22 protein-coding genes are annotated in these 23,025 nt (G+C 72.2%); 13 read left to right on the forward strand and 9 right to left on the reverse strand.

Annotation, left to right across the window (positions count from 1 at the left end; genetic code table 11):
* Nucleotides 1–180 precede the first annotated feature (180 nt).
* From ACWD12_RS37300 to ACWD12_RS37315, 4 genes are all read right to left on the reverse strand, one after another.
* The gene (locus ACWD12_RS37300) at nt 181–1,566 is read right to left on the reverse strand and encodes an adenylosuccinate synthetase (RefSeq protein ID WP_450103324.1); all 1,386 of its coding nucleotides are present in this window, start codon (nt 1,564–1,566) and stop codon (nt 181–183) included.
* A 97-nt stretch (nt 1,567–1,663) separates the two neighbouring features.
* Nucleotides 1,664–2,662, reverse strand: coding sequence for a hypothetical protein (locus ACWD12_RS37305; RefSeq protein WP_450103325.1), 999 nt, complete (start codon nt 2,660–2,662; stop codon nt 1,664–1,666).
* 137 nt (nt 2,663–2,799) lie between these two features.
* Nucleotides 2,800–3,948, reverse strand: a complete 1,149-nt coding sequence (locus ACWD12_RS37310) for a molecular chaperone DnaJ (protein WP_450103326.1) — start codon at nt 3,946–3,948, stop codon at nt 2,800–2,802.
* On the reverse strand, nt 3,945–4,772 hold the full coding sequence (locus tag ACWD12_RS37315) for an NUDIX hydrolase (protein ID WP_450103327.1): 828 nt from the start codon (nt 4,770–4,772) through the stop codon (nt 3,945–3,947). Before ACWD12_RS37315 ends, ACWD12_RS37310 begins: the two co-directional genes overlap by 4 nt.
* 318 nt (nt 4,773–5,090) lie before the next feature.
* On the opposite strand from ACWD12_RS37315, the gene ACWD12_RS37320 reads away from it, so the two are divergent.
* The 3 genes from ACWD12_RS37320 (at nt 5,091) to ACWD12_RS37330 (ending at nt 8,141) form a co-directional block, all read left to right on the forward strand.
* Nucleotides 5,091–6,074 carry an STM4015 family protein gene (locus ACWD12_RS37320; protein WP_450103328.1) on the forward strand — a complete coding sequence of 328 codons (984 nt, stop codon included), beginning with the start codon at nt 5,091–5,093 and terminating at the stop codon, nt 6,072–6,074.
* Nucleotides 6,075–6,144: 70 nt separating this feature from the next.
* Nucleotides 6,145–7,179 (forward strand): STM4015 family protein, encoded by a 1,035-nt coding sequence (locus tag ACWD12_RS37325; protein WP_450103329.1) that lies wholly within the window; start codon nt 6,145–6,147, stop codon nt 7,177–7,179.
* Nucleotides 7,176–8,141 (forward strand): STM4015 family protein, encoded by a 966-nt coding sequence (locus ACWD12_RS37330; RefSeq protein WP_450103330.1) that lies wholly within the window; start codon nt 7,176–7,178, stop codon nt 8,139–8,141. The genes ACWD12_RS37325 and ACWD12_RS37330 overlap by 4 nt, the downstream gene beginning before the upstream one ends.
* A 61-nt stretch (nt 8,142–8,202) precedes the next feature.
* Here the strand turns inward: ACWD12_RS37330 and ACWD12_RS37335 are convergent, their stop codons facing one another.
* Nucleotides 8,203–9,057: an SAM-dependent methyltransferase gene (locus ACWD12_RS37335; protein ID WP_450103332.1), complete on the reverse strand. Its 855-nt coding sequence runs from the start codon at nt 9,055–9,057 to the stop codon at nt 8,203–8,205.
* 223 nt (nt 9,058–9,280) lie between these two features.
* Between ACWD12_RS37335 and ACWD12_RS37340 the strand changes: the two genes are divergently transcribed.
* The 8 genes from ACWD12_RS37340 (at nt 9,281) to ACWD12_RS37375 (ending at nt 17,457) form a co-directional block, all read left to right on the forward strand.
* On the forward strand, nt 9,281–10,453 hold the full coding sequence (locus ACWD12_RS37340; protein WP_450103333.1) for an STM4014 family protein: 1,173 nt from the start codon (nt 9,281–9,283) through the stop codon (nt 10,451–10,453).
* Between the two features lie 164 nt (nt 10,454–10,617).
* On the forward strand, nt 10,618–11,427 hold the full coding sequence (locus tag ACWD12_RS37345) for an STM4013/SEN3800 family hydrolase (RefSeq protein WP_450103351.1): 810 nt from the start codon (nt 10,618–10,620) through the stop codon (nt 11,425–11,427).
* Nucleotides 11,428–11,571: 144 nt separating this feature from the next.
* Nucleotides 11,572–12,087, forward strand: coding sequence for a SigE family RNA polymerase sigma factor (locus ACWD12_RS37350; RefSeq protein ID WP_450103334.1), 516 nt, complete (start codon nt 11,572–11,574; stop codon nt 12,085–12,087).
* Nucleotides 12,084–13,202, forward strand: a complete 1,119-nt coding sequence (locus ACWD12_RS37355; protein ID WP_450103335.1) for a hypothetical protein — start codon at nt 12,084–12,086, stop codon at nt 13,200–13,202. The genes ACWD12_RS37350 and ACWD12_RS37355 overlap by 4 nt, the downstream gene beginning before the upstream one ends.
* Before the next feature lie 147 nt (nt 13,203–13,349).
* Nucleotides 13,350–13,865, forward strand: coding sequence for a SigE family RNA polymerase sigma factor (locus tag ACWD12_RS37360; protein WP_450103336.1), 516 nt, complete (start codon nt 13,350–13,352; stop codon nt 13,863–13,865).
* A complete protein-coding gene (locus tag ACWD12_RS37365) occupies nt 13,862–14,986 on the forward strand; it encodes a hypothetical protein (protein WP_450103337.1) in 1,125 nt (374 codons plus the stop codon). The genes ACWD12_RS37360 and ACWD12_RS37365 overlap by 4 nt, the downstream gene beginning before the upstream one ends.
* A gap of 120 nt (nt 14,987–15,106) precedes the next feature.
* Nucleotides 15,107–16,552 carry an STM4012 family radical SAM protein gene (locus ACWD12_RS37370; RefSeq protein ID WP_450103338.1) on the forward strand — a complete coding sequence of 482 codons (1,446 nt, stop codon included), beginning with the start codon at nt 15,107–15,109 and terminating at the stop codon, nt 16,550–16,552.
* Nucleotides 16,553–16,614: 62 nt separating this feature from the next.
* Nucleotides 16,615–17,457 carry an STM4011 family radical SAM protein gene (locus tag ACWD12_RS37375; protein WP_450103352.1) on the forward strand — a complete coding sequence of 281 codons (843 nt, stop codon included), beginning with the start codon at nt 16,615–16,617 and terminating at the stop codon, nt 17,455–17,457.
* Here the strand turns inward: ACWD12_RS37375 and ACWD12_RS37380 are convergent.
* Complete coding sequence (locus tag ACWD12_RS37380; RefSeq protein WP_450103340.1) at nt 17,449–18,147, reverse strand: crotonase/enoyl-CoA hydratase family protein; 699 nt, start codon at nt 18,145–18,147, stop codon at nt 17,449–17,451. The genes ACWD12_RS37375 and ACWD12_RS37380 overlap by 9 nt on opposite strands.
* Nucleotides 18,148–18,315: 168 nt before the next feature.
* A complete protein-coding gene (locus ACWD12_RS37385; protein ID WP_450103341.1) occupies nt 18,316–19,056 on the reverse strand; it encodes a hypothetical protein in 741 nt (246 codons plus the stop codon).
* Nucleotides 19,057–19,273: 217 nt separating this feature from the next.
* On the opposite strand from ACWD12_RS37385, the gene ACWD12_RS37390 reads away from it, so the two are divergent.
* Nucleotides 19,274–20,674, forward strand: coding sequence for an NAD-binding protein (locus ACWD12_RS37390; RefSeq protein WP_450103342.1), 1,401 nt, complete (start codon nt 19,274–19,276; stop codon nt 20,672–20,674).
* A gap of 9 nt (nt 20,675–20,683) precedes the next feature.
* Here the strand turns inward: ACWD12_RS37390 and ACWD12_RS37395 are convergent, their stop codons facing one another.
* Nucleotides 20,684–21,955, reverse strand: a complete 1,272-nt coding sequence (locus tag ACWD12_RS37395) for a DUF6745 domain-containing protein (protein ID WP_435839116.1) — start codon at nt 21,953–21,955, stop codon at nt 20,684–20,686.
* Nucleotides 21,956–22,137: 182 nt separating this feature from the next.
* On the reverse strand, nt 22,138–22,464 hold the full coding sequence (locus ACWD12_RS37400) for a hypothetical protein (RefSeq protein ID WP_358358010.1): 327 nt from the start codon (nt 22,462–22,464) through the stop codon (nt 22,138–22,140).
* Between the two features lie 138 nt (nt 22,465–22,602).
* On the opposite strand from ACWD12_RS37400, the gene ACWD12_RS37405 reads away from it, so the two are divergent.
* On the forward strand, nt 22,603–23,013 hold the full coding sequence (locus ACWD12_RS37405) for an ester cyclase (RefSeq protein WP_358358011.1): 411 nt from the start codon (nt 22,603–22,605) through the stop codon (nt 23,011–23,013).
* Nucleotides 23,014–23,025: the final 12 nt, after the last annotated feature.

Below are 23,025 nucleotides of genomic sequence, written 5' to 3' on the forward strand. Positions count from 1 at the left end.
CCTGAGCCTTTCACGCGCGCGTGCGCGTGAAACGATCCGGCACTTTCATCATGTGACGGTCCGTCAACTTCCAGTCGAGAGTACGCGCCCCCGGAAGGGAACCTGACCACCACCCCGCCGGCTGGGCGATTGATGGCAATTCCTCCCGGCACCCTGACGGGCTCCCGACAGTCCGCCGACTTACTTGTTACTGGACAGTAACACTGTTCGATCGGCCTTGTCACCGCTCCTCGGACCCGAGGAGAGCAACGTCACCGGGGCTCCCAGCGCGCCTTCGACGACCTCCGGCCAGGCGGCGGGCGACACGGCACGAAATGTCGGATCCGCGGGCCGGGCGGTGCCGGAGAAGCCACGACGGTCGGCAGGGTCGGTCGGGTCGGGGAGGTGGCCGGGGACTGCGCGCAGCAGGCGGGCGGTGAGGGCGGATTGGCGGTCGAGATCACGCGTACGGCCCACCGGAAGGGCGTCGACCCGCACGCCGTCGACGCGGTACGCCCGGCAGATCCCCAGCGGCACCCGCCCCGCCGCGTCGACGTGCGTCAGGGCAAGCGCGTCGACGCCGCCGCAGACGTCCACGGCGTAGCGGTGCGCGACGGCGTCGAAGTGGCCGACGCGGAAGGCGCCCTGCCACCGGCCGGTGCCGTTGTGCGGGTCGGGGAGGGCGGCGGTGAGGGCGGCGTCCTCGGTGACGAGCGGGCCGGGGCCGTGGCGGGGTGTGTAGGTGCGTACGACGCCCAGCCGGGTCGCCGACCGCGCGCTGTCCCCCGTCGCCTCCGCGAGCAGCGCCTCGGCGTTGGCGAAGGTCGTCGTGGACCAGGTCGTGTAGGGGTGGAAGCCGTGCCACTCGTCGAGCAGCACGCCTTGGGCGCCCTCGAACACGACCGGCCCCGCACGGAGCAGCCCGTCGAGGTGGGATCCGTCGACCAGCCGCACGGCCCTGCCGAATGCGCGGAAGGCGGTCAGGCAGTCGTCGAGGGAGGGGATGTCTGTGGCGGGCCACAGGCTGCCGAGGTCGGCGGCGAGGGCGTCGCGTACGGCGGCGAGCTTGCGGCGCAGTTTGCCCGGCTCGCGCGTGTCGCCCGCGCGGGGGGCCGCCGCCGGGTGGGCGAGGGCGAACGCGGCGGTCTCGCCGACCCCCATGCCGCAGGATCCGTGACGGGCGTCCCCGCGGGCGGCCTCCCGCGCCCGGTTGGCCGCGGCGTGGAAGGGGGTGATGAGAAGGGCCTCGCGGTCGACGGTAAGCCGATCGAGCGGATCCGGTACGCCGATTGCCGCAAGGTGGTCGGCCTCGGCGGCGAGTGCGAGCGGGTCGAGGAGCATGAAGCGCGAGAGGAAGGTCTCGACCCCGGGGGTGAAGGAGCCGGCGCCGAACTGGGCGAAGGTGTGGTGCCGCCCGTCGTCGGCGACGACGTTGTGCGCGGCCTGCGCCCCGCCGTTGAACCGGACAACCGCGCGGACGGGGTGGCGCGTATGGGACGCCCGGACGCATAGGTGGTCGACGACCGTGCCCTTGCCGGCGTCGCCGAAGCCGAGGTCGACGACGATCACATGGTCGAGGTTGCGCACCGGGTCTCCTGTGACGATCGACTGAGGAGGCGGATGCCGAGAGCAGGGCGGCTCGTCGACACCGTGCCCCTCGGCGCCGCCGCACCGCCCCGTATCTCTACAGCCGGGTGGTCCCCTCGGTCCCGTCGTCCAGGCCCGGAAGCGTCTGCGTGACCGCGAGCGATCCGCCCCGGCCCTCGGCGTACGACGCCAGCGCCCTGGAGACCGACCCGACCTGCCCGTCGTCCGCACCCACGTCCTTCAGGTGCCCGAGGCCCTCGTCCAGGTCGATCGCGTCCTCGGCCAGCCCGATCGTGAGCGCGATCGTCTCGCAGACCGCGTCGAGGTCGTCCAGCTCGATGACGTTCTGGCGCAGCAACCCCCGCCAGGCACCGAGAACTTCGGTGTCGCCGACGTACGACGACCCGGCCGGCAGGATGTAGTACACCTCGAACTTGCGCTGCAATTCGGCCACCATCGCCTCGACCGAGATGTCCTCGCGCAGCTTGTCGCCGATCACCGACTCGACCTCGCCGCGCTTGACGCGGTTGTACGGCATCTCGTCGCCGATGACGAACAGATAGCCCTTCTTCCCCCGCTTGTCGAGGCAGTCCATCTCGGTGTGCCGCGCCATGAAGTACATGGCCAGCTCGTACGATTCGGTCTTCTGCCCGCCCCCGCCGCCTTCCAGCAGGATGTTCCCCAGCTGGTCGTCCATGCGGTTGTCGGACTCGAACTGCCCGACCTGCAAAGGCACTCGGTCGCACGTCGCGTCGCCGATCGCGCCGAACAGGATCTGCGGGTGGTCGACGTACCCCTTCCGCAGCAGCAGGCCGAACAGCTCCGGCAGCTTGGTCTGGAGCGTGACCGGCACGCTCCGCATCGACCCGGTGACGTCGAACAGCACCGAAATGGCCAGCGAAGTGGGGTGTTCGCCGCTGTCGCGGCTCTCGCGCACCCCTACGTCGTACGGGTTCAGGTCGTCGTGCGCCTTCCACGCCGAACGCGGCACGCTGCGGTGCGCGCGGTCGCTGTAGTCGAACGCGCTGCGCCCCGCGCTCGCGTTGTAGCTCTGTGCCGCGTCGTAGACGTTGGTGGACCAGCTTCCGCTTCCCATGGTGTCCCTCCCGGGGATGGGTGGTGAGGAGAAAGAGTTGTGGGGCCCGCCCGCGGGCGGGCTGCCGAGCCCGCGACAAAGCAGGCCGTGCGGCCGGCGGCCCGGACGGGCCGACCGCGGTGCCGGGCGTCAGTCCGTCACGTGCTCTTGCCGCCGCGCCGTCCCGGCATCGTGAACGGACGGAAGCGGCGCGGGCCGTACAACCGGCCCAGCAGCTCGTCGAGTTCGCGCAGCAGCTGCCACGCGTCGTGCGGCCGTCGCGCGGGCGCCGGCAGCGTGCAGCCGCGCGCGAAGCGCAGCAGTGGCTTGGGCGCCTCCGGGTTGAGGAGGTACGTCATGCACTGCGTCGCCATGAACACGTCCGTCGACTGGTCCGGCGGCTGCTTGCCGGGCACCTCGGGCGGATACATGTCGGCGTACCGGTCGAGCATCGCGGGCACGTGCTCGGTGGCGGCCCCGTAGCGCTCGTCGGGGCCGCGCTCCAGGAGCGTCGCGTAGCACCAGTCGACCAGTACGAGTCCGTGCTTCTGCGGGTGGATCAGGACGTGGTCGGGCACGACCGCGCCGTGCACGACGCCGGCCCGGTGCGCGTAGCCGAGCGCGACCAGCAGCCGCCGCCACATCCATGCCACGTCGCGCGCGTCGAGGCCGTCCGGGTACGCCTCCCGCACCTCGGTCAGCGACACGAACCCGCGCACCCGCTCGACCACGTTGGCGCGGCGCTCGCTTCCGGACCCCACGTCGCGGTGCCGGAACGCCTCGACCAACCCCGGTACGTAGGCGGCGTACTTGCGGTCGCCCTCCCGCGCGATGCGGGCCAGCGCGGTCGCCTCACGCTCCATCAGGTCGTTGTCGGAGACCGAGCGCGGCATCTTGAGCAGCGCGCGCACCTCCGCGCCGTCGGCGTCCGCGTACGTCACCTTGTAGAGCGTGGCGATGTCGCCGCGGGCCCGCTCGCCGCCGACGGAGTACGCGCGTTTCCTTGTGGTGATGACGACCTGACGGCCGGTCACCCCTGTGATGGTCTGCTGGTAGCGCAGCCACAGCTCGGAGAGCCGGGTGAACACCGCCTGGGCGGCGGCCTTGCGGCCTTCCGGCACCGTGTCGGGGTGCAGCAGCCGGGCGAGCACGCGGTACATGCGTCCGCCCGAGCGCAGGCACGCCTCGGGGGTGCCGTCGTAGGGCCCGAACAGGTCCTCGGGCGCGTCCGCCCCACCGACCAGGTCGAGCGCCTCTTCGAGGGTCGCGGGGATCGCCGGAGTGGTGGTGCCTGGCGTGCCTGTCACTGGTTGTCCTCCCGTGACGGACGCAGCAGCGCCGGGTGCAGCAGGCGCGCGCCGCCGGCTCGGTAGAGCCGGGCGCGTCGGCCGCCGCGGGCGCCGCCGCGGGCGGTGGTGGTGTCCGTGTCCTCGACGAGTCCGGGAACGGACAGCACCTTGCGGTGGAAGTTGCCGGCGTGCAGGGGTTCTCCCCACACCGCCTCGTACACCTCGCGCAGTTCGGTGATCGTGAACTCGGGTCCGACGAACGCCGTTGCGAGGGAGGTGTATTCGAGCTTTGCCCGGGCGCGCTCCAGGCCGTGGGCGAGGATGCGGGCGTGGTCGAAGGCGAGTTCGGCCGGGTCGAGCGCGTCGACCGGCAGCCAGGCGGCCGCGGCGGCGTCGCCGCCCGCGGTCGCGTCCGGCAGGTCGGGGGCGAAGGCGAGGTACGCGACGGACACGACGCGCATGCGCGGGTCGCGTCCGGGAGTCCCGTACGTGCCCAACTGCTCCAGGTGCAGGCGGGACAGGGCTCCGAGGGGGCCGGCCTCGCCGCCCCCGTGCGCGGCGAGGCCGGTCTCCTCGGCGAGTTCGCGTACCGCGGCCTCGTCGAGGTCTTCGTCCTCGGCGGCCCGGACGAATCCGCCCGGCAGCGCCCGGCACCCGGCGAACGGCATCGCGCCGCGCCGGATGGTGAGCACGTGCAGCGACTTGCCGCCGCCGTCCGCCCGCTGACGGATGGTCAGGGCGACGACGTCGACCGTCACGGCGATCGGTGCGAACGCCCTGGGGTCGTACGCGGCCAGCCATGCGCGCTCGCTGTCGCTGTCCGGCTGCCCGACCGTCGTCATGTCCCGTTTCCCGTCCGTTCAGTTGTTCTCTAAGTGAGAATTTCTGGTGTCGAGAACAACGTACACAACCGAACCGACGACTGCGACAGGGTTTTCCCTCACCCCGGAGCGCGCCCCCTCGGAGCCGCGCGCCCCTCCGCATCGTGCGCCCCCCGCACCGCGGCACCCCCGCATCACCGGCACCGTCCGCACCGCGCGCCCCCTGCGGTGCCGACGTCACCGCGCTCTGGTAGGCAGGACCCGCACGCGCATCGCCCGGGCACCCGCGCCGACACCCGGGACCCGCGCCCCGCCGTCCCCGAAGGAGTCGCCCCACCCATGTCCAGGTACGAGTCGCACTTCGCCGGGTTGCCCGTCGCCCACCTCCACGAGATCCCGCATCCGAAGGCGACCCGCTCGGACAACGCCAGGGCGCGCAAACCGCAGGCCCCGCTCCCGGCGGCCGCCGACGCCGCCTGGGCACTGCGGGTGCCGGGCTACCAGGCGCACGAGACGTACGAGGAGTACTTCACCCGCTTCCTCGAGACGGTGAAGACCGAGGACGTGCCCGCCATCGTCATCGGCACGTGGGGCGAACACGGTGAGAGCTCCGCCACCGCGGTCCGCCTCCTGTGCGAACAGGCCGCCCGGCTCCCGGCCCTGCGCCACCTCTACCTCGGCGACATCTCGTCCGAGGAGAACGAGATCTCCTGGATCCAGCAGAGCGACATCACGCCGATCCTGACCGCGTACCCGGCGCTGGAGACCCTCGTCGTGCAGGGCGGCGACGGACTCACCCTCGATCCGGCGGTCGGCCACCCGGCGCTGCGTACCGCCGAGTTCCAGTCCGGCGGCCTGCCCGCCGCGATCCCCCGCGCGTTCGGCACCGGGGCGTTCCCTTCCTTGACGAGCCTCGAACTGTGGCTCGGCGTCAGCGAGTACGGCGGGGACGCGACCGTCGCCGACCTCGCCGGCATCCTGCGCGGCGACGGCCTGCCGGCCCTCACCCGCCTGGGCCTGATGAACAGCGAGATCCAGGACGAGATCGCCGCGGCCGTCGGCTCCGCCCCCGTCGTGTCCCGGCTGACCACGCTCGACCTCTCGATGGGCACGCTCGGCGACGAGGGTGCCGAAGCGCTGATCACCGGCCAGCCGCTCACCCACCTGACGCACCTCAACCTGCGCCATCACTTCATCGGCGAGGCCATGCGCAGGCGGCTGCTCGCCGCGCTCCCGGGCGTCGACGTCAACCTCGACGACCCCGAGGAGGCCGAGGAGTGGGGCGACGGGGAGGCCTGGCGGTACACCGAGGTCGCCGAGTAGCGGCGGGCGGCCGGGCGCCACGGCAACCGCACACCTCCACCCCGCGCATCCACCGGCAGGAAGACCACGCATGGGCATCCATCGCTACCTCGACCACTTCGGCGGCCTCCCGGTCGCCGACCTGCGCCACTCCTACTCGTCCGAACCCTCCGCGGTTCCCGGCGAACAGCCCCCGGAGACCTACTGCCGGCAGCCGAACCCGCCGTACGGCATCGCTCCCGGCGAATACGCCCCGGACGCGGTCGCCTGGCGGCTGCGCAGGCGCGCCTGGGACTCCGAAGACCCCGAAATCACCGAGATCTACGAGTACTTCGCGGACACCGTCGACACGTCGAAGGTCACCGCCCTGATCATCGGCGGCTGGGACGAGGACATGTCCGAGGAGAACCCGATGGTCGAGCGGCTGGTCCGCGACGCCCACCGGTTCCCAGCGCTACGCCACCTGTACGTCGGCGACATCGTGCAGGAGGAGTCCGAGATCTCCTGGATCACCCTCGGCCCCGTCACACCGCTCCTGGAGGCGTTCCCGCTCCTGGCGGAACTGGGCGTTCGCGGCGTCGAGAACGCCCCGGTGGACTCCCCCGCGTTCTCGCCGGTGCGCCACGAGCACCTGCGCCGCCTGCGGATCGAGAGCGGCGGCCTGGCCGCCCGCATCGTGCGCGCCGTCTGCCTGAGCGAGCTCCCGGCCCTGGAAGAACTGGAACTGTGGCTCGGCATAGGCGAGTACGGCGGCGACGCGAGCGTGGACGACCTCGCCGAACTGCTGACCGGGGCACGCGTACCGGCGCTGCGCCGCCTCGGGCTGATGAACAGCGAGTTCCAGGACGAGATCGCCGAGGCGCTGGCTGGAGCCCCGCTCACCGCCCGCCTGGAAACGCTCGACCTGTCGATGGGCACCCTGGGCGACCGCGGCGCCGAGGCCCTGCTGAGCGGCCAACCACTGGGCCAACTCAAGGAACTGAGGATCCGTCACCACTTCCTGGGTGAGGCCATGGCGGACCGGCTTCGCACCGCACTGCGCGCCTCCGGCGTCAGCTCCGACATCTCACCCCCCGTCGACACCCGCAGTTGGGGCGACGGCCGCTACGTGGAGGTCTCCGAATGAGCTTCGAGGAACACGCCGCCGACTTCGCCGGGCTTCCGGTCGTGGACGTCACCGTCGACCACCGGCACAACATCGAGTTGCCCGCCGTCGCCGACCCCGGTGCGGTGGCGTGGCGGATCCGCGTCGTCGAGGGCTACGAGTTCGGCAACCCGGTCGCCGAATTCGGCAAGCTCCTCGAACACTTCCTCGGCACCGTGGACAGTTCCCGCGTCACGGCGCTCGTCGTGGGCGACTGGGCCGACCACTACTCGGAGGACCCCGAGTCCCACCCCGTACCGCTCGTGCGCGACGCCGCGGACCGCCTGCCCAACCTGCGCGCCCTCTTCGTCGGCGACATCGTCCGCGAGGAGTCGGACGCCGCCTACATCCGGCAGTACGACATGACCACGCTGCTGGACGCGTATCCGCTCCTGGAGGAACTGACCACGCGCGGCGGCGAGGGGCTGGTCCTGCCCACCCGCACGCACTCCAACCTGCGCAAGCTGCACGTGCAGGCCGGCGGTCTGGGGCGCGAGGTCGTACGCGCCATCGGCGCGAGCACCTTCCCCCGACTGACACACCTCGACATCTGGCTCGGCGTCGAGAACTACGGCGGGGACGCCTCCGTCGCCGACCTCGCCAGGATCCTGGACGGCACGGACCTGCCCGCGCTCCGCCACCTCGGCCTGGTGAACAGCGAGATCCAGGACGAGATCGCCGAGGCGCTCGGCGGTGCGCCGATCGTCGGCCGCCTCGAAGAACTCGACCTGTCGCACGGCACGTTGGGCGACGAGGGCGCCGAGGCACTGCTCGGCGGACAGCCGTTGACCCACCTGCGGCGGTTCACGGCACACCACCACTTCGTCGGCGAGCCGGTGCGTCAGCGGCTCCTCGCCGCCCTCCCCGGCGTCGAGGTGGACATGCCCCAGGCTCTCCGCCGCGGAGACTGGGGTAGCGGCCGCTACGTCGCCGTGTCCGAGTAGTCGGCGCAGGACCGCGTGGCAGGGGGTTCGGCGAGACCCGGTCGAGCCGCCCGGACTCGGCTCAGGGCTTGCGCGCCAGCACGCCGTAGCAGGACACCTGGACCGGGTCCGGCTGCTTCGTGCCGGGGTCGGGCTTCCACTGCGACACGACCTCGACGCCCGGTTCGGTGATCTCCCAGCCGTCCGGGACCAGCGCCTGGAACTCGGCCCGTGTCCTGGTCTTCCCGGGGATCCCGGACTGGTGGTACGCCTCCTCGATCGCCTTCCAGCCGACCGGGTCGTAATCGGGGGTGGCGTGCGAGAGGCCGAGGTAACTGCCGGACGCCAGTGGGCCGGTCAGCCGGGTCAGGATCTCGAACGGCTTGTCCTCGTCCGGGACGAAGTGCAGGACGGCCATCATCAGTACGGCGATCGGCCGGTCCAGGTCGAGCGTCGCGGTGAGCGTCGGGTGGCCGAGGATCGACTCGGGGTCGCGCCCGTCGGCGTCGATGTACGCGGTGGCACCGGTCGGGCTGCCGGACAGCAGAGCGCGCGCGTGGGCGAGCACGATCGGGTCGTTGTCGACGTACACGACCCGCGACTCGGGGGCGACCGCCTGCGCCGCGTCGTGAGTGTTGCGGCCCTCGATCGGGATACCGGTGCCGATGTCGAGGAACTGCGTGATCCCCAGGCCGGCCAGGTGGCGTACCAGTCGCAGCAGAAAAGCGCGGTTCTCCTGGGCGGTCACCCGGACGTGCGGAAACACGGCAAGCGCCTGCTCCGCGGCGGCCCGGTCGGGCGGGAAGTTCGTCTTTCCGCCGAGGTAGAAGTCGTACATGCGGGCCGTGTGCGCCCGGGAGACGTCGACTCCGGGCGGGGTCCAGCCCTCGATGAGCGCGTTCTGCTCAGGAGTGCGGTCGAATGCGGAACTTGCCACGGTCTCCCCCCGTTTCGAAAGCGGCGCACTCGGACCGACGCCACGCACGCGCCTTGCGGTGGACAACTCGTCGGCCATGCTACTGAAGACGCTCCCCCACGTCGGAACTCGTCGGTCCGGGCCCGCGCGTGGCGGCCTTTCGGATATCGGCGGGCCGTGAGTCGTCCGTCGGTGGCGTGCACCAGGATGGTCGGCGGGCACGCACGTGAGAGGACGGCGGCAGGTGGACGAGGGCGGGCAGGCGACCGGGGCGATCACTGTGGTCGGCAACCCCGGGCACCGGCGCATCGTCGGCTTTGCGGCCGCCGCCGCGGCCGCCGGGCTGCCGCGGCCGCGGGTCGTCGCATGGGCGGACGTCCTGCGCGGCGGTGAACTCGCCTTCGACCCGGGGCCGGTACGCGTCGACTCGCCCGGCGAGGACCCTGCCGTCCACGCGCTCCTGGGCGGCCCTGCCGACCCGCAGCGCGTGGAGGGCGGGTCGGTTCGGCATGCGGCCTTTCTGAGGGCGTTGGAGCGCGTACGGGCCGCCGTCGACGCGTCCCCGGGCGCCTGGCTCGCCAACGACCCCGGCGACATCGCCGTCATGTTCGACAAGGCGCGCGCGCACGCGCGGCTGGCCCACGCGGGTGTCCCCGTACCGCCCGGTCTCGGTCCGAACGGGCAGAGTGCTCCCGTGCGTTCGTACGCGGAGTTGCGGGAGCTAATGGGCGCCGCCGGGCGGCCGCGCGTCTTCGTCAAGCCGCTGCACGGCTCGTCGGCGTCGGGTGTCGTCGCGCTGGAGACCGGGGCGGGCGGGCGCGTGCAGGCCACCACCTCCGCCGAGCTCGTGCGCACTGCCGCGGGCGTCGAGCTGTTCAACTCGCTGCGGGTCCGCAAGTACCGCGACGAGGCCGAGATCGCCGACCTGGTCGACACCCTGTGCGCGGACGGCGTGCACGTGGAGGGGTGGCTGCCGAAGCTCACACTCGACGGCCTCGCGGTCGACCTTCGGGTGCTTGTGGTGGCGGGGCGGGCAACGCACGTCGTGGCGCGCGGCAGCCGTACCCCCATGACCAATCTCCATCTCGGGAACGCGCGCGCCGACGTCGACGCGGTACGCGCGGCGGTCGGCGAGGGCACCTGGCGGGAGGCAATGACGACGTGTGTCCGCGCGGCCGGGTGTTTTCCCCGTACGCTGCACGTCGGCGTCGATCTCCTCTTCGCGGTCGACCGGCGCCGCCACGCCGTCGGCGAGGTCAACGCGTTCGGCGACCTGCTGCCGGGCGTGCTGCATCGGGGACGGGACACGTGGGGGGAACAAGTCCGGGCCCTGGTGGATGGATGGCGCCCGCACGGACCGCAACGTCCGGCGGGACAGGCTGCACCAGACGAGGACCGACTTCCGTGCCCGACATGACGACCCCCTTCCCGCCGAACCACGGCAACGACGACGCGGAAGGCCCCGGCCAAGACTCCGGCCCCGCCTCCGGCCCCCTCCCCGGGCACGGCGTCGGACACGGTCCCGGGCCCGGCTCGCCGACCGCCTCCGCGCCGCGCCCCGGCCTCGCCGCGGACCCCGACATGAACGAGGTAGTCGGCCACCACGACCTGCTCATCGTCACGCTCGACACGCTGCGGTACGACGTCGCCGCCGAGCTCGCCTCGGCAGGCCGACTGCCCAACCTGGCGCGCGTGCTGCCGGACGGCCGCTGGGAGGCCCGGCATACGCCCGGCAGCTTCACGTACGCGGCGCACACCGCGTTCCTCGCGGGCTTCCTGCCCACGCCGCTGGGGCCCGGCCCGCACCCGCGCCTGTTCGCCGCCCGCTTCGGCGGCAGCGAGTCGACGGCACCGAACACGTGGGTGTTCGAGGAGTCCGACCTGCCCGCCGGCCTGGCCCGCGCCGGCTATCACACCGCGTGCATCGGCGGCGTCGGCTTCTTCAACAAGCAGGGCGCCCTCGGCTCGGTGCTGCCGGGCATGTTCGCGGAGAGCCACTGGGACCCGGAGCTCGGCGTCACATCCCCGATCTCGTTCGAGGCCCAGGTCGCCCGCGCGGAGCGCGTGGTCGGCGCGCTGGACACCGACCAGCGCCTGTTCCTGCTGGTCAACGTCGCCGCGCTGCACCAGCCGAACTGGTTCCACATGCCGGGGGCCACGGCCGCCGACGGCGACACCCGGGCCACGCACGCCGCGGCTCTCGAATACGTCGACCGCCATATCGGCCGCCTCTTCCGCGCGATGAGCAGCCGCCGGCCGTGCTTCACGATCGTCACGTCGGACCACGGGACGGCGTACGGCGAAGGCGGCTACACGGGGCACCGCCTCGGCCACGAGGTCGTGTGGACGGTGCCGTACGCGCAGTTCATGCTGAACCCCGGCGAATGGTGACGAAGGGGCGGCATCCGCAAGACGGACTCACGTTCCCGACGTCTCCCGCGCAAACAATCTGACCCTCGCGCGCAGCACACAGGCATCCGGATGCGTTTCAGGTTGCGCAGGCTCCACAAGGGGCCGACAACGGGAGAGGTCCGGATGCGATTTGAGGAGTTCGCCGCGGCGCGCATGTCGTCGCTGCTGCGGTACGCCTTCATGCTGTGCGGCGACCGTGAACTCGCCCGCGACATGACCCAGGAAGTGCTGATCCGGGCACTGGTCAAGTGGCGGCGGATCGAGCGCCTGGACCGGCCTGACGCGTACGTGCGCACCATGCTCACGAACGAGTTCCTGTCCCTGCGCCGCCGGAAGGCGGTCGCCACGGTGGCGCTCACGTACGACGCGCTCGACGGTCCCGCGGCGCCCGCCGTGCGGCCCGACGACGCCTACGCCGACCGCACCGACCTGTGGCAGCGCCTCGGCACGCTGCCGCGCCGGCAGCGTGCGGTCATCGTGCTGCGCTACTACGAAGACCTCTCCGATGCCGAGATAGCGGACGTTCTGGGCTGCGGAGCCTCGACCGTCCGTGCGTACGCGACCCGCGCGCTGGCCACGCTCCGGGTCGACATGACCAAGACACCCGCGCTCGCAACAGGAGACGGAGAGGGCCGATGACCACGCACGACATCGATCAACTGCGACAGACACTGGCCGAAAGGGCCGAGGAGGCACCGCCGGAACTGGGCATGCTGGCCACGGTCATGGCCGCGGCACCGGCACGCCGCAGGCGTACCGTCTTCCAGGCGGCAGGCGCTGCGATGGCGGTGTTGGCCGCGGCGGTCACGGTCCCGCTGCTCCTCGACGGAGGGGACGCGCCGAAACAGCACGGGTCGGCCGGACCGGCTCCGTCGACGCAACCGACGGTGCCGCCCGCGGCTCCGATCGCACTGCCCGCCTCGGTCACCCCCGGGAAGCCCTTCGCGGTCATCGAGGAGTCCGTCATCGGCACCACGCAATACCTGGAGATCCGCGGAACCTCCGTGGAGCTCGGGGGCGGCGCGGTCGCCGTGTACGCAGCGGGCTCGTTCGACCCCGAGCCGTACAAAGGCGGCGAGGCGGTGACCGTGAACGGGATGCCGGGCTACTTCAACAAGCGGTATCCCCTGCCCCCGGTCACGTCGCCGCTTTCGACGACACCACCCGAAACGTACTTCGCCACCAGGCTCGTCTGGCAAACTCCCGACGACCGATGGCTGGTCTACACGACGCTCGACGAGCAGAGCCGCGAGACGACGCTGCTGGGCGCCGAGGCACTGCGTCTGACCGACCCGCGGCTGGTCCGCGTCCCCATGGGGCTGCCCCAACCGGCCGACGGGGTACGTCTCGAGGCGGTACGCACCGGAAACAGTCTGGTGGCCCTCACGTTTGCCACCGGCGGACTCCCGACTCCGCCCCCCGAGGCGCAGGTCGGTGACACCGAAGACGGCACGCGGACCGGCTTCGTCCTGATCATGCAGCCGCGTCCCGGGATGGAGCACGCGATACCGCAAGGCGTAGCGCCGGTCCGGCTCGGCGAGGCCGACACGTGGTACACCGAGAACCCGGAGGAATCGATCGTCTCGTTCGACCCCAACCAGTCAGGCACGCTGATCGCCACCGACAAGTGCGTGGGCAGCATCAGGGTGAAGGACAAGCAGGAGATCCCCAAAGCGGAAATCGAAGCCTTCATCGCCGGCATCGACTTCGGGGACTGCACCGACCCCTCGACCTGGGTGGCTCTGCAACGCTGAGCCGACGGGGCCGTCCGCCGCCGGGCGGACGGCCCCGTGGCCGGCTCCCGGACGAATTTGCGCTTCGGCGCAGCACATCGGCACTCCCCTCGCATTCCCTTCTACGAGGCACCGTACGGTGCCAGGGCACAGGGGGGAGACGGCTGCATGGAGTTCGAGGAGTTCGCGACAGCGCGCACTCCGGCGTTGCTGCGTTACGCGTACATGTTGTGCGGAGACCGCGAACTCGCCCGGGACCTCACCCAAGAGGTGCTCATCCGGACGTTGGTGAAGTGGCGCCGGGTGTCGCGAGTGGAGCGCCCGGACGCCTACGTACGCGCGATGCTGACCAACGAGTACCTCACGATGCGCCGACGGAAGTCGCCCACAACGGTCACCGTTTCGTACGAAGGCATCGAAGAACTCTGCGCGCAGGCGTCCTCCGCCGAGGCGGCCTATACGGAGCGGGCAGCGATGATGCAGCGTCTGAGCACGCTTCCGGCACGCCAGCGCGCGGTCATCGTTCTCCGCTACTACGAGGACCTGTCGGACGCCCAGATAGCGCACGTCCTCGGCTGTCGGGCGTCGACCGTCCGCGCGTACGCCACCCGGGCCCTCGCCACGCTCCGGGTCGACATGGCGCCGCGGCCGGCACTCGTGGCACAGAACGGAGGCGGCGCATGAGCACGTTCGATGTCGACGACCTCCGCCGAATCCTCGCCGCGGAAGCGGACGAGAACGCTCCGGAGATGCTGGGCCTGGTCCCGTCGGTCCTCGCCGCGGCTCCGGAGCGGCGCCGCAACCGGATCCTCCGGATCACCGGGACATCCGTCGTCCTGGCCCTCCTCGTCGCGTGCATCCCCTTCATGAGGGACGGCGCCGACCGCACCAGTCCGGCCCCTTCCGCACCGACGGCGGGTGCGATACCACCGGAGTTGCAGCCTTCGCCGGGGGTGCCGGCCGCGCCCTACGCCGCCGGCACCCCGGTGACGCTCATCGCTTCGGTGGACCCCGGGTCCGGGTATGTCGCGATGCTCGACGGCCTCATCGGCACCACGCAGGTCCTGAGCATCCGGCCCGCGAAACTGACTCAGGGGGATAGCGGCGGAGTCCTGTTCGTCTATCAACCGGGCACCTTCGACCCTGCTCCCTACGCCACCGGGCAAATCGTCACGGTCCGCGGGCGGCCGGCGTTCTTCGCGAGCCGCGGCAAGCCGGGGGACCCGGGCTGGGAAGCCGCCCTCGTGTGGCAGGACCCAAGCGGTATCTGGTTCCTGTACGTCAAGCCGGGCAGCGTCCCCGAACCGCTCCGGAGGGTGGCCGAGGCCATCCGGATCACGCCGCGTGAAGCCACCATGCCCATGAACTTCGGTACGGTGCCGACCGGGCTCCGCATGCAGCTGGCTCGGCTGGGGGGCGGCCTCAGCGACGTGCTGTTCGACGTGACCACGCCTCAGTGGCGCCCGTCTCCCGATTACTCCGTGCTCAACAGCCTGGACGATCTGCGGACAGGCTTCACGGTCCTCGTCCAGCCGCGAGCGGGCCTCGAACACGCCGTACCGACCGCAATTCCGCCGACCCGTGTGGGTGAGGCGGACACGTGGCACAGCGAGGACACGTCCGGCAACCACGTGGTCACGGAACCAGGCCAGTCGAGCGTCGTGTTCACCACCGACAAATGCATCGGACACATCTTGGTCAGGGACACGCGCCAGATCCCGCGCGGGGTCGTGGACGCGTTCATCGCCGGCATCGACTTCCGGGACTGTAGCGACCCCACCACGTGGGTTCCGCTCCGGTACTGAGCCGACGGGGGTCGGGAGCGCGGACGTGTCCTGACCCTGCGCGGGGGCTGTCGGGCCTCCCGCGTAGGGTCGGGGCCGTCCGCGTCCGTACGTGTCACCCCGCCGCCGGAGGTCCCGTCCATGCCGCCCCTGGGGTCCCCCAGCACTGCCGATCCCACGCGCGTGCCGTCGGCGCCGGAGGCGCCCGCCGGGCTCGGGTCCCCGTACGCCGGCTACGTCTACTCGTACCCGCACAAGACCGCCTATCGGCCGCTCGCCCCCGAGCCGGCGCTGCGGGACGTCTGGCAGGGCCAGGATCTCTCCTCCCTCTTCCTCTACCTCCACATCCCCTTCTGCGAAATGCGCTGCGGGTTCTGCAACTTGTTCACCCGGACCGGCGCGCCCGAGGAGTTGGTGTCCCGCTACCTCGACGCGCTGGAGCGGCAGGCGCTCGCCGTACGCGAGGCCCTGCCCGGCGCCCGGTTCGCGGTCGGGGCGGTCGGCGGCGGGACCCCCACGTACCTCGAAGCCCCGGAACTTGAACGGCTGTTCTCCATTGCCACCGACGTGATGGGCGCCGATCTCGCCGCGATACCGCTGTCCGTCGAGACGTCCCCCGCCACGGCCACGCCTGACCGGCTCGCCGTACTCGCCGCGCACGGCACGACCCGTGTCAGCATCGGGGTGCAATCGTTCGACGACGCCGAGGCCCGCGCGGCGGGGCGCCCGCAGCGCCGCGCCGAGGTCGAGACCGCACTCGCGGCGATCCGCGACGCCGCGATCCCCGAGCTCAACATCGACCTGATCTACGGCATCGACGGCCAGACCCGGGCCAGTTGGATCGCGTCGATCGACGCCGCGCTCGCCTGGCGGCCCGAAGAGCTGTACCTGTACCCGCTGTACGTGCGCCCGCTCACCGGCCTCGGCCGACGCGCCGTGACACGCGCCGACTGGGACGCCGACCGCCTGGCGCTCTACCGCGTCGGTTGCGACCACCTGCGGGCCGCCGGGTACGAGCAGGTGTCCATGCGCATGTTCCGCCGCGCGGACGCCGTCCCGGCGATCCGAGCCGACGCCGACAAGGCCCCTGGCACCGACGCCGACACCGGCACCGACGCCGACGCCGCGTACTGCTGCCAGCGCGACGGCATGGTGGGGCTCGGCTGCGGCGCCCGCTCCTACACCTCGGACCTGCACTACTCGTTCGACTACGCGGTGGGCATCGGCAAAGTCCGGGCCATCATCGACGATTACGTGACGCTCGATCAGGCCGCCTTCGCGCGCGCCCGGGTGGGCTACCGCCTCGACGCGTCCGAGCAGCGCCGCCGGCACCTCCTGACCTCTCTCCTCCAGGCCGAAGGCCTCGACACCGCCGACTACCGTGCCCGGTTCGGCACCCAGCCCGGCGCCGGCCCGGGCGACGACTTCGCGGACGAACTCTCCCCGCTCGCCGACGCCGGCCTGCTGACCGCCACCGCCGATCGGCTGCGCCTGACCGAGGACGGCCTCGCCTGGTCGGACGCCATCGGCCCGCGCCTGTTCTCCGCTCGCACCGGCGCTCTGATGGACGGGTACCGCGCCCGGTGACCACCGTCCCGCTGCCGTTCCCCGTCCGGCCGTCCCGGCCCGGCGCGACGTCCGCGCGGCCGCTGACGATCCTCTACCGGGGCCCGCTGGCGTCCTGCGACTACGACTGCGGCTACTGCCCGTTCGCCAAGCGCCGCGACACGCCGGAGCAACTGCGGACCGACCGCGCGGCGCTCGAACGCTTCACCAACTGGGTCGCCCACGCCCCTGAGCGGGTGTCAGTTCTCTTCACCCCGTGGGGCGAAGGCCTGGTACGCACGTGGTACCGGCGCGCCCTCACCGAGCTGAGCCATCTGCCGCATGTGGAGCGCGTGGCGATCCAGACCAACCTGAGCGCGCACCCGCGGTGGACGGACGCGGCCGACCTGACGCGGCTGGCGCTGTGGGCGACGTACCACCCGGACCAGGTGCCGTACGCCCGCTTCCTCGCCCGCTGCCGTGAACTGCGCGCACGCGGGGTGCGGTTCAGTGTCGGCGTCGTCGGACAACCCGAACACCTGTCCGCCGCACGCAAGTTGCGTGCGGACCTGCCGCCCGGCGTCTATCTCTGGATCAACGCCGCGGAAGGCCGCACCTACACCGATGCCGAGGCGGCCGCATGGGCCGCGATCGACCCCCACTTCGGCTACAGCCGCAACGCGCACCCGTCCCTGGGGCGCGACTGCCGCACCGGCGACAGCGTCATCAGCGTCGACGGCGAAGGAACCGTCCGCCGCTGCCACTTCGTGCCTGAAGTGATCGGGAACCTCTACGACGGATCCTTCCGCCAGGCCCTGCGCCCACGCCCCTGCCCCAACGCGACATGCGACTGCCACATCGGCTACGTCCACATGCCGTCGCTCCCCCTGTACGGCGTCTTCGCCGGCGGCATCCTGGAACGCGTCCCCGCGACCACGTCAGCCTGACGCACGCAGGTCCACGGCATCCTTCTCGATCGCCTCGCGGACCGCGGCCAACGCCGGCCCCCGGACCCGCAGTTTGCTCGCCGCGTGCGCCTGCGAATCCAGCTTCGCGAGTTCGACGGCCTTGGCCCGTGCCGTCGCGGCCAACTCCTCGTCGGCCACGACCCGGTCCAGGAACCCCGCAGGAACGGCCTCCGCCGGCGAGTAGGCCTCGGCGTTCACCACAGCCCGGGTGAAGTGCGCGGGCGTGAGCCGCTGACGGCAGACCTCCACGGCGGTGTGCGGCATCGTGAGGCCGATGGCGACCTCGTTCGCGGTGATCGTGTACGGCCCGTCCACCCCGACGCGGTAGTCCCCGGACAACAGCAGGAACACCGCCATCGCGTACGCGTGCCCGTTGCAGGCGACGACCACGGGCCGGGGGAAGGCCAGCATGCGAGCGGCGAGTTCGAAGCCGGCCATGAGCATGCCGTACCCCTCCGCCCCGCCGCCCCTGAGCACCCGGAGGTCGAAGCCCGCCGAGAACACCCGCTCCCGTCCGGTGAGCACGACGACGGCGCCGTCCGCCTCCGCCCGGTCGAGGGCGGCGCCGATTTCCGCGAGCATGCCCGGGGACAGCGCGTTGACCTTGCCGTCGTCCAGCGTGACGGTCGCGACGGCGTCCTCAAGGCGGTACGTGACCAGCGCTCCCACGGCGGCATCTCCTCACGACGGCGGAACCCCGGCTGCCCGAGCGGCACTTCCTGCGGATCTCTGCCTCGTGACGGTACCTCGGCGGGGCGACCCTCCCCATGTGGCACCCCACAGTCCCGCCGCGGCCAACCCGCCAATCAGGTCTCCCAGGTGGGTCCTCCGCCCGCGTCAGGCCTGCTCGGTACGCAGCAACCGCAGGAACGCCTTGATGCCCGCGATGACTTCCTGGTTGTCGGTGAGGCGGTTCACGGTGTCCTCGAAGCGGCGCCCGATGGCGTCGAGTTGGCGCTCCAGCTTCTCGTCGCGGGCGCGGCCGGACGCCTCGTGCGCGGCCACCAGCTCGCGGACGGCCGCGTCGGCCTCGGCAAGTTCCTCGGCGCGCCGCTGCAACGCCTCCAGCTGGGATTCCGCGGCTTCGACCCGGGCGCGGAGCTCGACGACGTTCTCGTGCGGGTAGCGGACCTCGTTCATCATGCCGAACAGCCGCTGCCGCAGATGGGCGAAGTACGCCTGGGCGGGCCGGAATCCGGTGCTCAGCAGGTAGAACCCGGAGAAGTAGTAGCCGATGTCCTCGCCCGAGACGTACGTGATGACCGCGACCACCGCGGCGGACAGCAGATGCGCGCCGATCGCCGCCCACTTGAGCCGCCCGGCGATGCGTACCGCCTCGTCCTCGCGGGCGGCGGCCACCTCGGTGCCCTGCTCGCGCGCGAGGTGGATCTCCCGGATGACCGCCTTGGCCTGGAAGTACAGGCTCCACGGGACGGTGAGCAGCACGACCTGCCACAGCAGGAACAGCGCGCCGGCGCCGACCGCCAGCAACTCCGACAGCGACAAATCGGTGGTGAAGTACAGGATGGTCCCCACGACCGCCGTGCACACCGCCAGGAACGTCATGACCTTGGACACCGCGTGGCCTCCTCGTGAAAGGGGCAGGCCGTCCTCCCCCCGACTCGGACGGCGGTCCGAACCGCCGCGGTTCCGGCGGGGGCGCGCGAGTTGGCTACAAGCGGGGCCGGTGAACCTTTCCGGCCACAGCGCTAGGGTCGTCAGGCCCCTGACCGACGCCGTGAGCTGCTTCGCGCCGCTGCGGCGGCTCCGCTTGCGACCCCCGGGACAACTTCTCGTGACCACCGCACGGCCTGGATCACCGCCCGCCGACCGCCGCCTGGTCGTCATCGGCGACACCAACCTCGCGCGCCGCGTCTGCGCATCGCTGACCGCACGCGAGCACACCGTCCACCATCTCGGGGAGCCGAACGACAGCGAACTGCGCTCGGCCCTGCGCACGACGCCCGACGGCGTGGCCATCCTCCTCCACGACGACGTCGCCGCTCTGCGCTACGCCCTGGCCGTGGCGCACATATCCCCGCAGGCGCCGGTCACCGTCACGGTCTTCGACCGCACGGTCTCCGAGGAGCTCAAGCGCCTGCTCCCGCAGTGCGACGTCACCTCGCCGGCGGACCTCGCCGCGCCGTCCCTCGCCGGTCCCTGCATCGATCCGGCGAACCTGGCCGTCCATCACCGGCCGCAGGGCACGCGCGCCGTAACGGCGGTGGACGCACGGCCCCGGCTCGGGGCCTGCCAACCGCACGGGCGGCAACTGGGCCGCCGCCTGGGGCGTTTCGCGGGCCAGCTGCGTCCCCACGACGCCGGCACCCGGCTGCTGGTCATCGGCCTTACGGGCATCCTCGCCGTGCTACTCGCCGACTGGGCCTGGCTCGTGAGCCACGGCCACCACCCGGCCGAGGCACTCTTCCACGCCACTCGCGTCGTCGCGGCGGTGGGCCCGGCCACCGCCCCCGCACACTCCTACGGCTACCAACTGGCGGCCAGTGCGGCGATGTTGGCCACGCTCCTGTTCAGCGCGCTGTTCACCGCCGGTGTCATCGAGCGCATGCTCGGCCTGAAGCTCATCGGCCTGATCGGTCCGCGTACGCTACCGCGTTCCGGCCACGTCATCGTCGTCGGCATGGGTCAGGTGGGGCTGCGGCTGTGTGCCGAACTGCAGCGCCACGGCGTGCCCGTGGTGGGCGTCGAGCGCGACCCCCACGCCGCGACCGCGCGGCTTGCCCGGTCCCTCGGCATCCCGGTCATGACCGGGCACGGCGGCGACCGTACGGTCCTCGAACAACTCCGTCTCGGCAAGGCACGGTCGATCGCCGCGGTCGGCTCCGACGACCTGGACAACATCGCGGTCGCGATCGCGGCGCACGGCGTCGCGCCGGCCACCCCTGTGGTGATCAGGGCCGGCGACCACGAGGCCATCGCCGAGACCCGGTCGCTCCTGCCGCTGGGAACCGTCCGGGACGTCACCGGCCTTGCCGCCGGCTACGTGCTCGCCCGGCTCGTCGACGAGCCGGTCGGCGGCGTCATCGCCCACGAGCACGACATCTACCTGCAACGGCCGGACGAGACGTTCACACCGTGGCCGCTGACCACGCGGGACGACTGCCGCCACCACCAGGACGGTGTAACGGCGCGGGTTCCCGCACCCCGGTCCCACGGGGTCGGGACACCCCGCTGAGCCGAACCCTCAGGTCTCGCGGGCCGGGTGGTACTCGGTCTCGGTGAGGCCGAAGGTCCAGGCGACGCCGGCGCGGGCGGTGCGGGTGGTCGGGGGCACGCGGAGCCAGTACGTGCGTGTCGTGCCGTCGGGCTCGGGTGTGGAGTTCAGGACCTCGACCATGACGACCGGCTCGTCGTCCGGGAGTTCGATGCGCCACAGGACACCGGTCTCGTCGCGGTGCAGCGGGCGGGCGCCGACCTCGGCGAGGTAGCGGTCGTACCCGTAGATCTCCAGCATCACGCGGCGCAGCTCGGCGTTGTCCTCGCCGCGGATGCGGGCGGCGTCGAGCCCGCTGCCCTGCGGGCCGAGGCCGCTGACGAAATCGGCCGGGATGGGCATGCCGCGCCAGGCGTGCAGCGCGAAGCCGTCGGGGAACGCCAGTGCCGGGCCGTCGCCGCTGTGCAGGCGGGCGTTCTCGTCGCGGTGCAGCATGGTCGGGCGCTCGGCGACGAGGACGAAGTTCTCGTACGGCCACCACCATCCGGCCGAACGGGCGACGCGGCCGAAGGCGTCGAGCACCGGGGCGGACGGCGAGCCGTCCAGTGCCGGGAAGCAGCGGCGCAGGCCGTCGAACGCGGCGAGCCACGCGGCGTCGTGCTGGCCGCCCAGCGCGTCGAGGGTGGCGGCGCGGGTCTCCGCGGCGACCGGGCGGCCCGCGACGATGCCGGCGCCTCCGCGGGCGGCGGTGCCCCGGGTGGCCGACGTGCGCGGACCGGTCACGGCGGCCTCGACCGCCTCCTCCACCCCCGTACGCACCCGGGCGGCCAGGCCGGTGGTCGGTGCCCACAGCCGCTCGGACACCTCGTGCCAGGCCTGGGCCCAGGTCGTCTGGCCGAGCAGCGCGGCGGCGTCGGTACGCGCCCGCTCCCACGCGGCGGCGCGCAGCCGGTCGCGTACGCACCGGCCGGCCCGCGACCCGGCCGGGGCGCGCACCCGGAGCCCGGCGGCGGCGAGTTCCTGCGGCTTGAAGGAACCGGCGACGACGGTCGCGGCGACGGCCGCGGCGAGCGGGGAGTCGTACCAGAGGATCTTCGAGGGCTCGGCCAGCCCCGCGGCGCGGTAGGCGTCCCGGATACCGGCCTCCGCGGCGGCCCGGTCGGCCGCACCGGTCGCCGCGGCGACCGCGGCCCACTCGTCGGCGACCTCGGCGAGCAGGGCGCGGTGCGCGAGGGTCAGCTCGGGCGGGGCCTGCCGGTGCGAGGCGGCCGACGCGGCGCTGGTCGTGGCGGGGGTGGTCACGATTCTGGTCTCCTGGGAATCCGTGTGGGTATCCGTGAGTATCCGCGATGGCCGTCGGCCCGCGAACACGGCCCCATGCGGGGGAACTTGGCACGTTCGGCCGCGGCACACCGGGCCTTCGCGCGGCCGAGCGCGCGGAATCGCCGCACGGATCGGCGGTGGCGCCGGACGGTCGTCGCGCGTCAGTCGGCGACGATGCGGACCGCGCCCGGGACGTACTCGCGCTGGCGGATGACGCGGTACCAGCCCTTCGGCAGCGGGATCGCGGCGTGCTCCTCGTGGACCAGGCGGGTCGGCGCGTCCAGCTTGAGGTGGCCGATGACGGTCGGCTCCGGGTCGAGGAACAGCGTGCCCGCGCCGACGACCGCGTGTGCGTGGCCGGTCACCTCGCCGAGTGCCAGCACGAGGCGTCCGCGCCCGTCCCTCGGCTTGGCGGGCAGCGCGGTCACCCCGGTCGGAACCGTCCGCTCCTCGACGGGAAGCAGCAGGATGTCGCCCTGGCGGTACATGAAGCCCCCTACACAGTCGCCTCGCTCGGAGCGCCCCGCCCCGATACGTCAAACGCTACGTGGCCGCACCGACACGCCGCCCGCCCGGGCCGAGGAAGGCATGTTGGCGTCCGGTCACTTCCGGGTAGTCGGGTGACCATGACCGATCTCAAGGCGCTGTACCACCAGTGGCTCTTCGACGTCTGGGCCGGCGACTTCGACGCCGTGGGCCGGATCTTCACCCCGGACGTCGTCGGGCACTGGCCCACGCACGACTTCCACGGCCCCGAGGAGCTCGCCGACCAGGTACGCCAGTCGCACGCGCTGTTCACCGACATCGAGAACACCCTCGACGTCGGCCCGGTCGTGGACGGTGAGCTGCTCGCCGCGCGCTGGACCTTCCACGGCACCTACCAAGGCGGCATCCCCGGCGCGCAGGCCCCCGCCGGGACCAAGGTGGCGTTCCGCGGGCACGACATGCTGCGCGCCGAGGGCGACCGGTTCGCCGAGTACTGGGTCGTCTCGGACAGCCTCGGCCTGATGACGCGACTGGGCGCCCTCGGCGGCTAGGTCGTGTCTTCC

It is taken from the genome of Streptodolium elevatio (assembly GCF_053592165.1).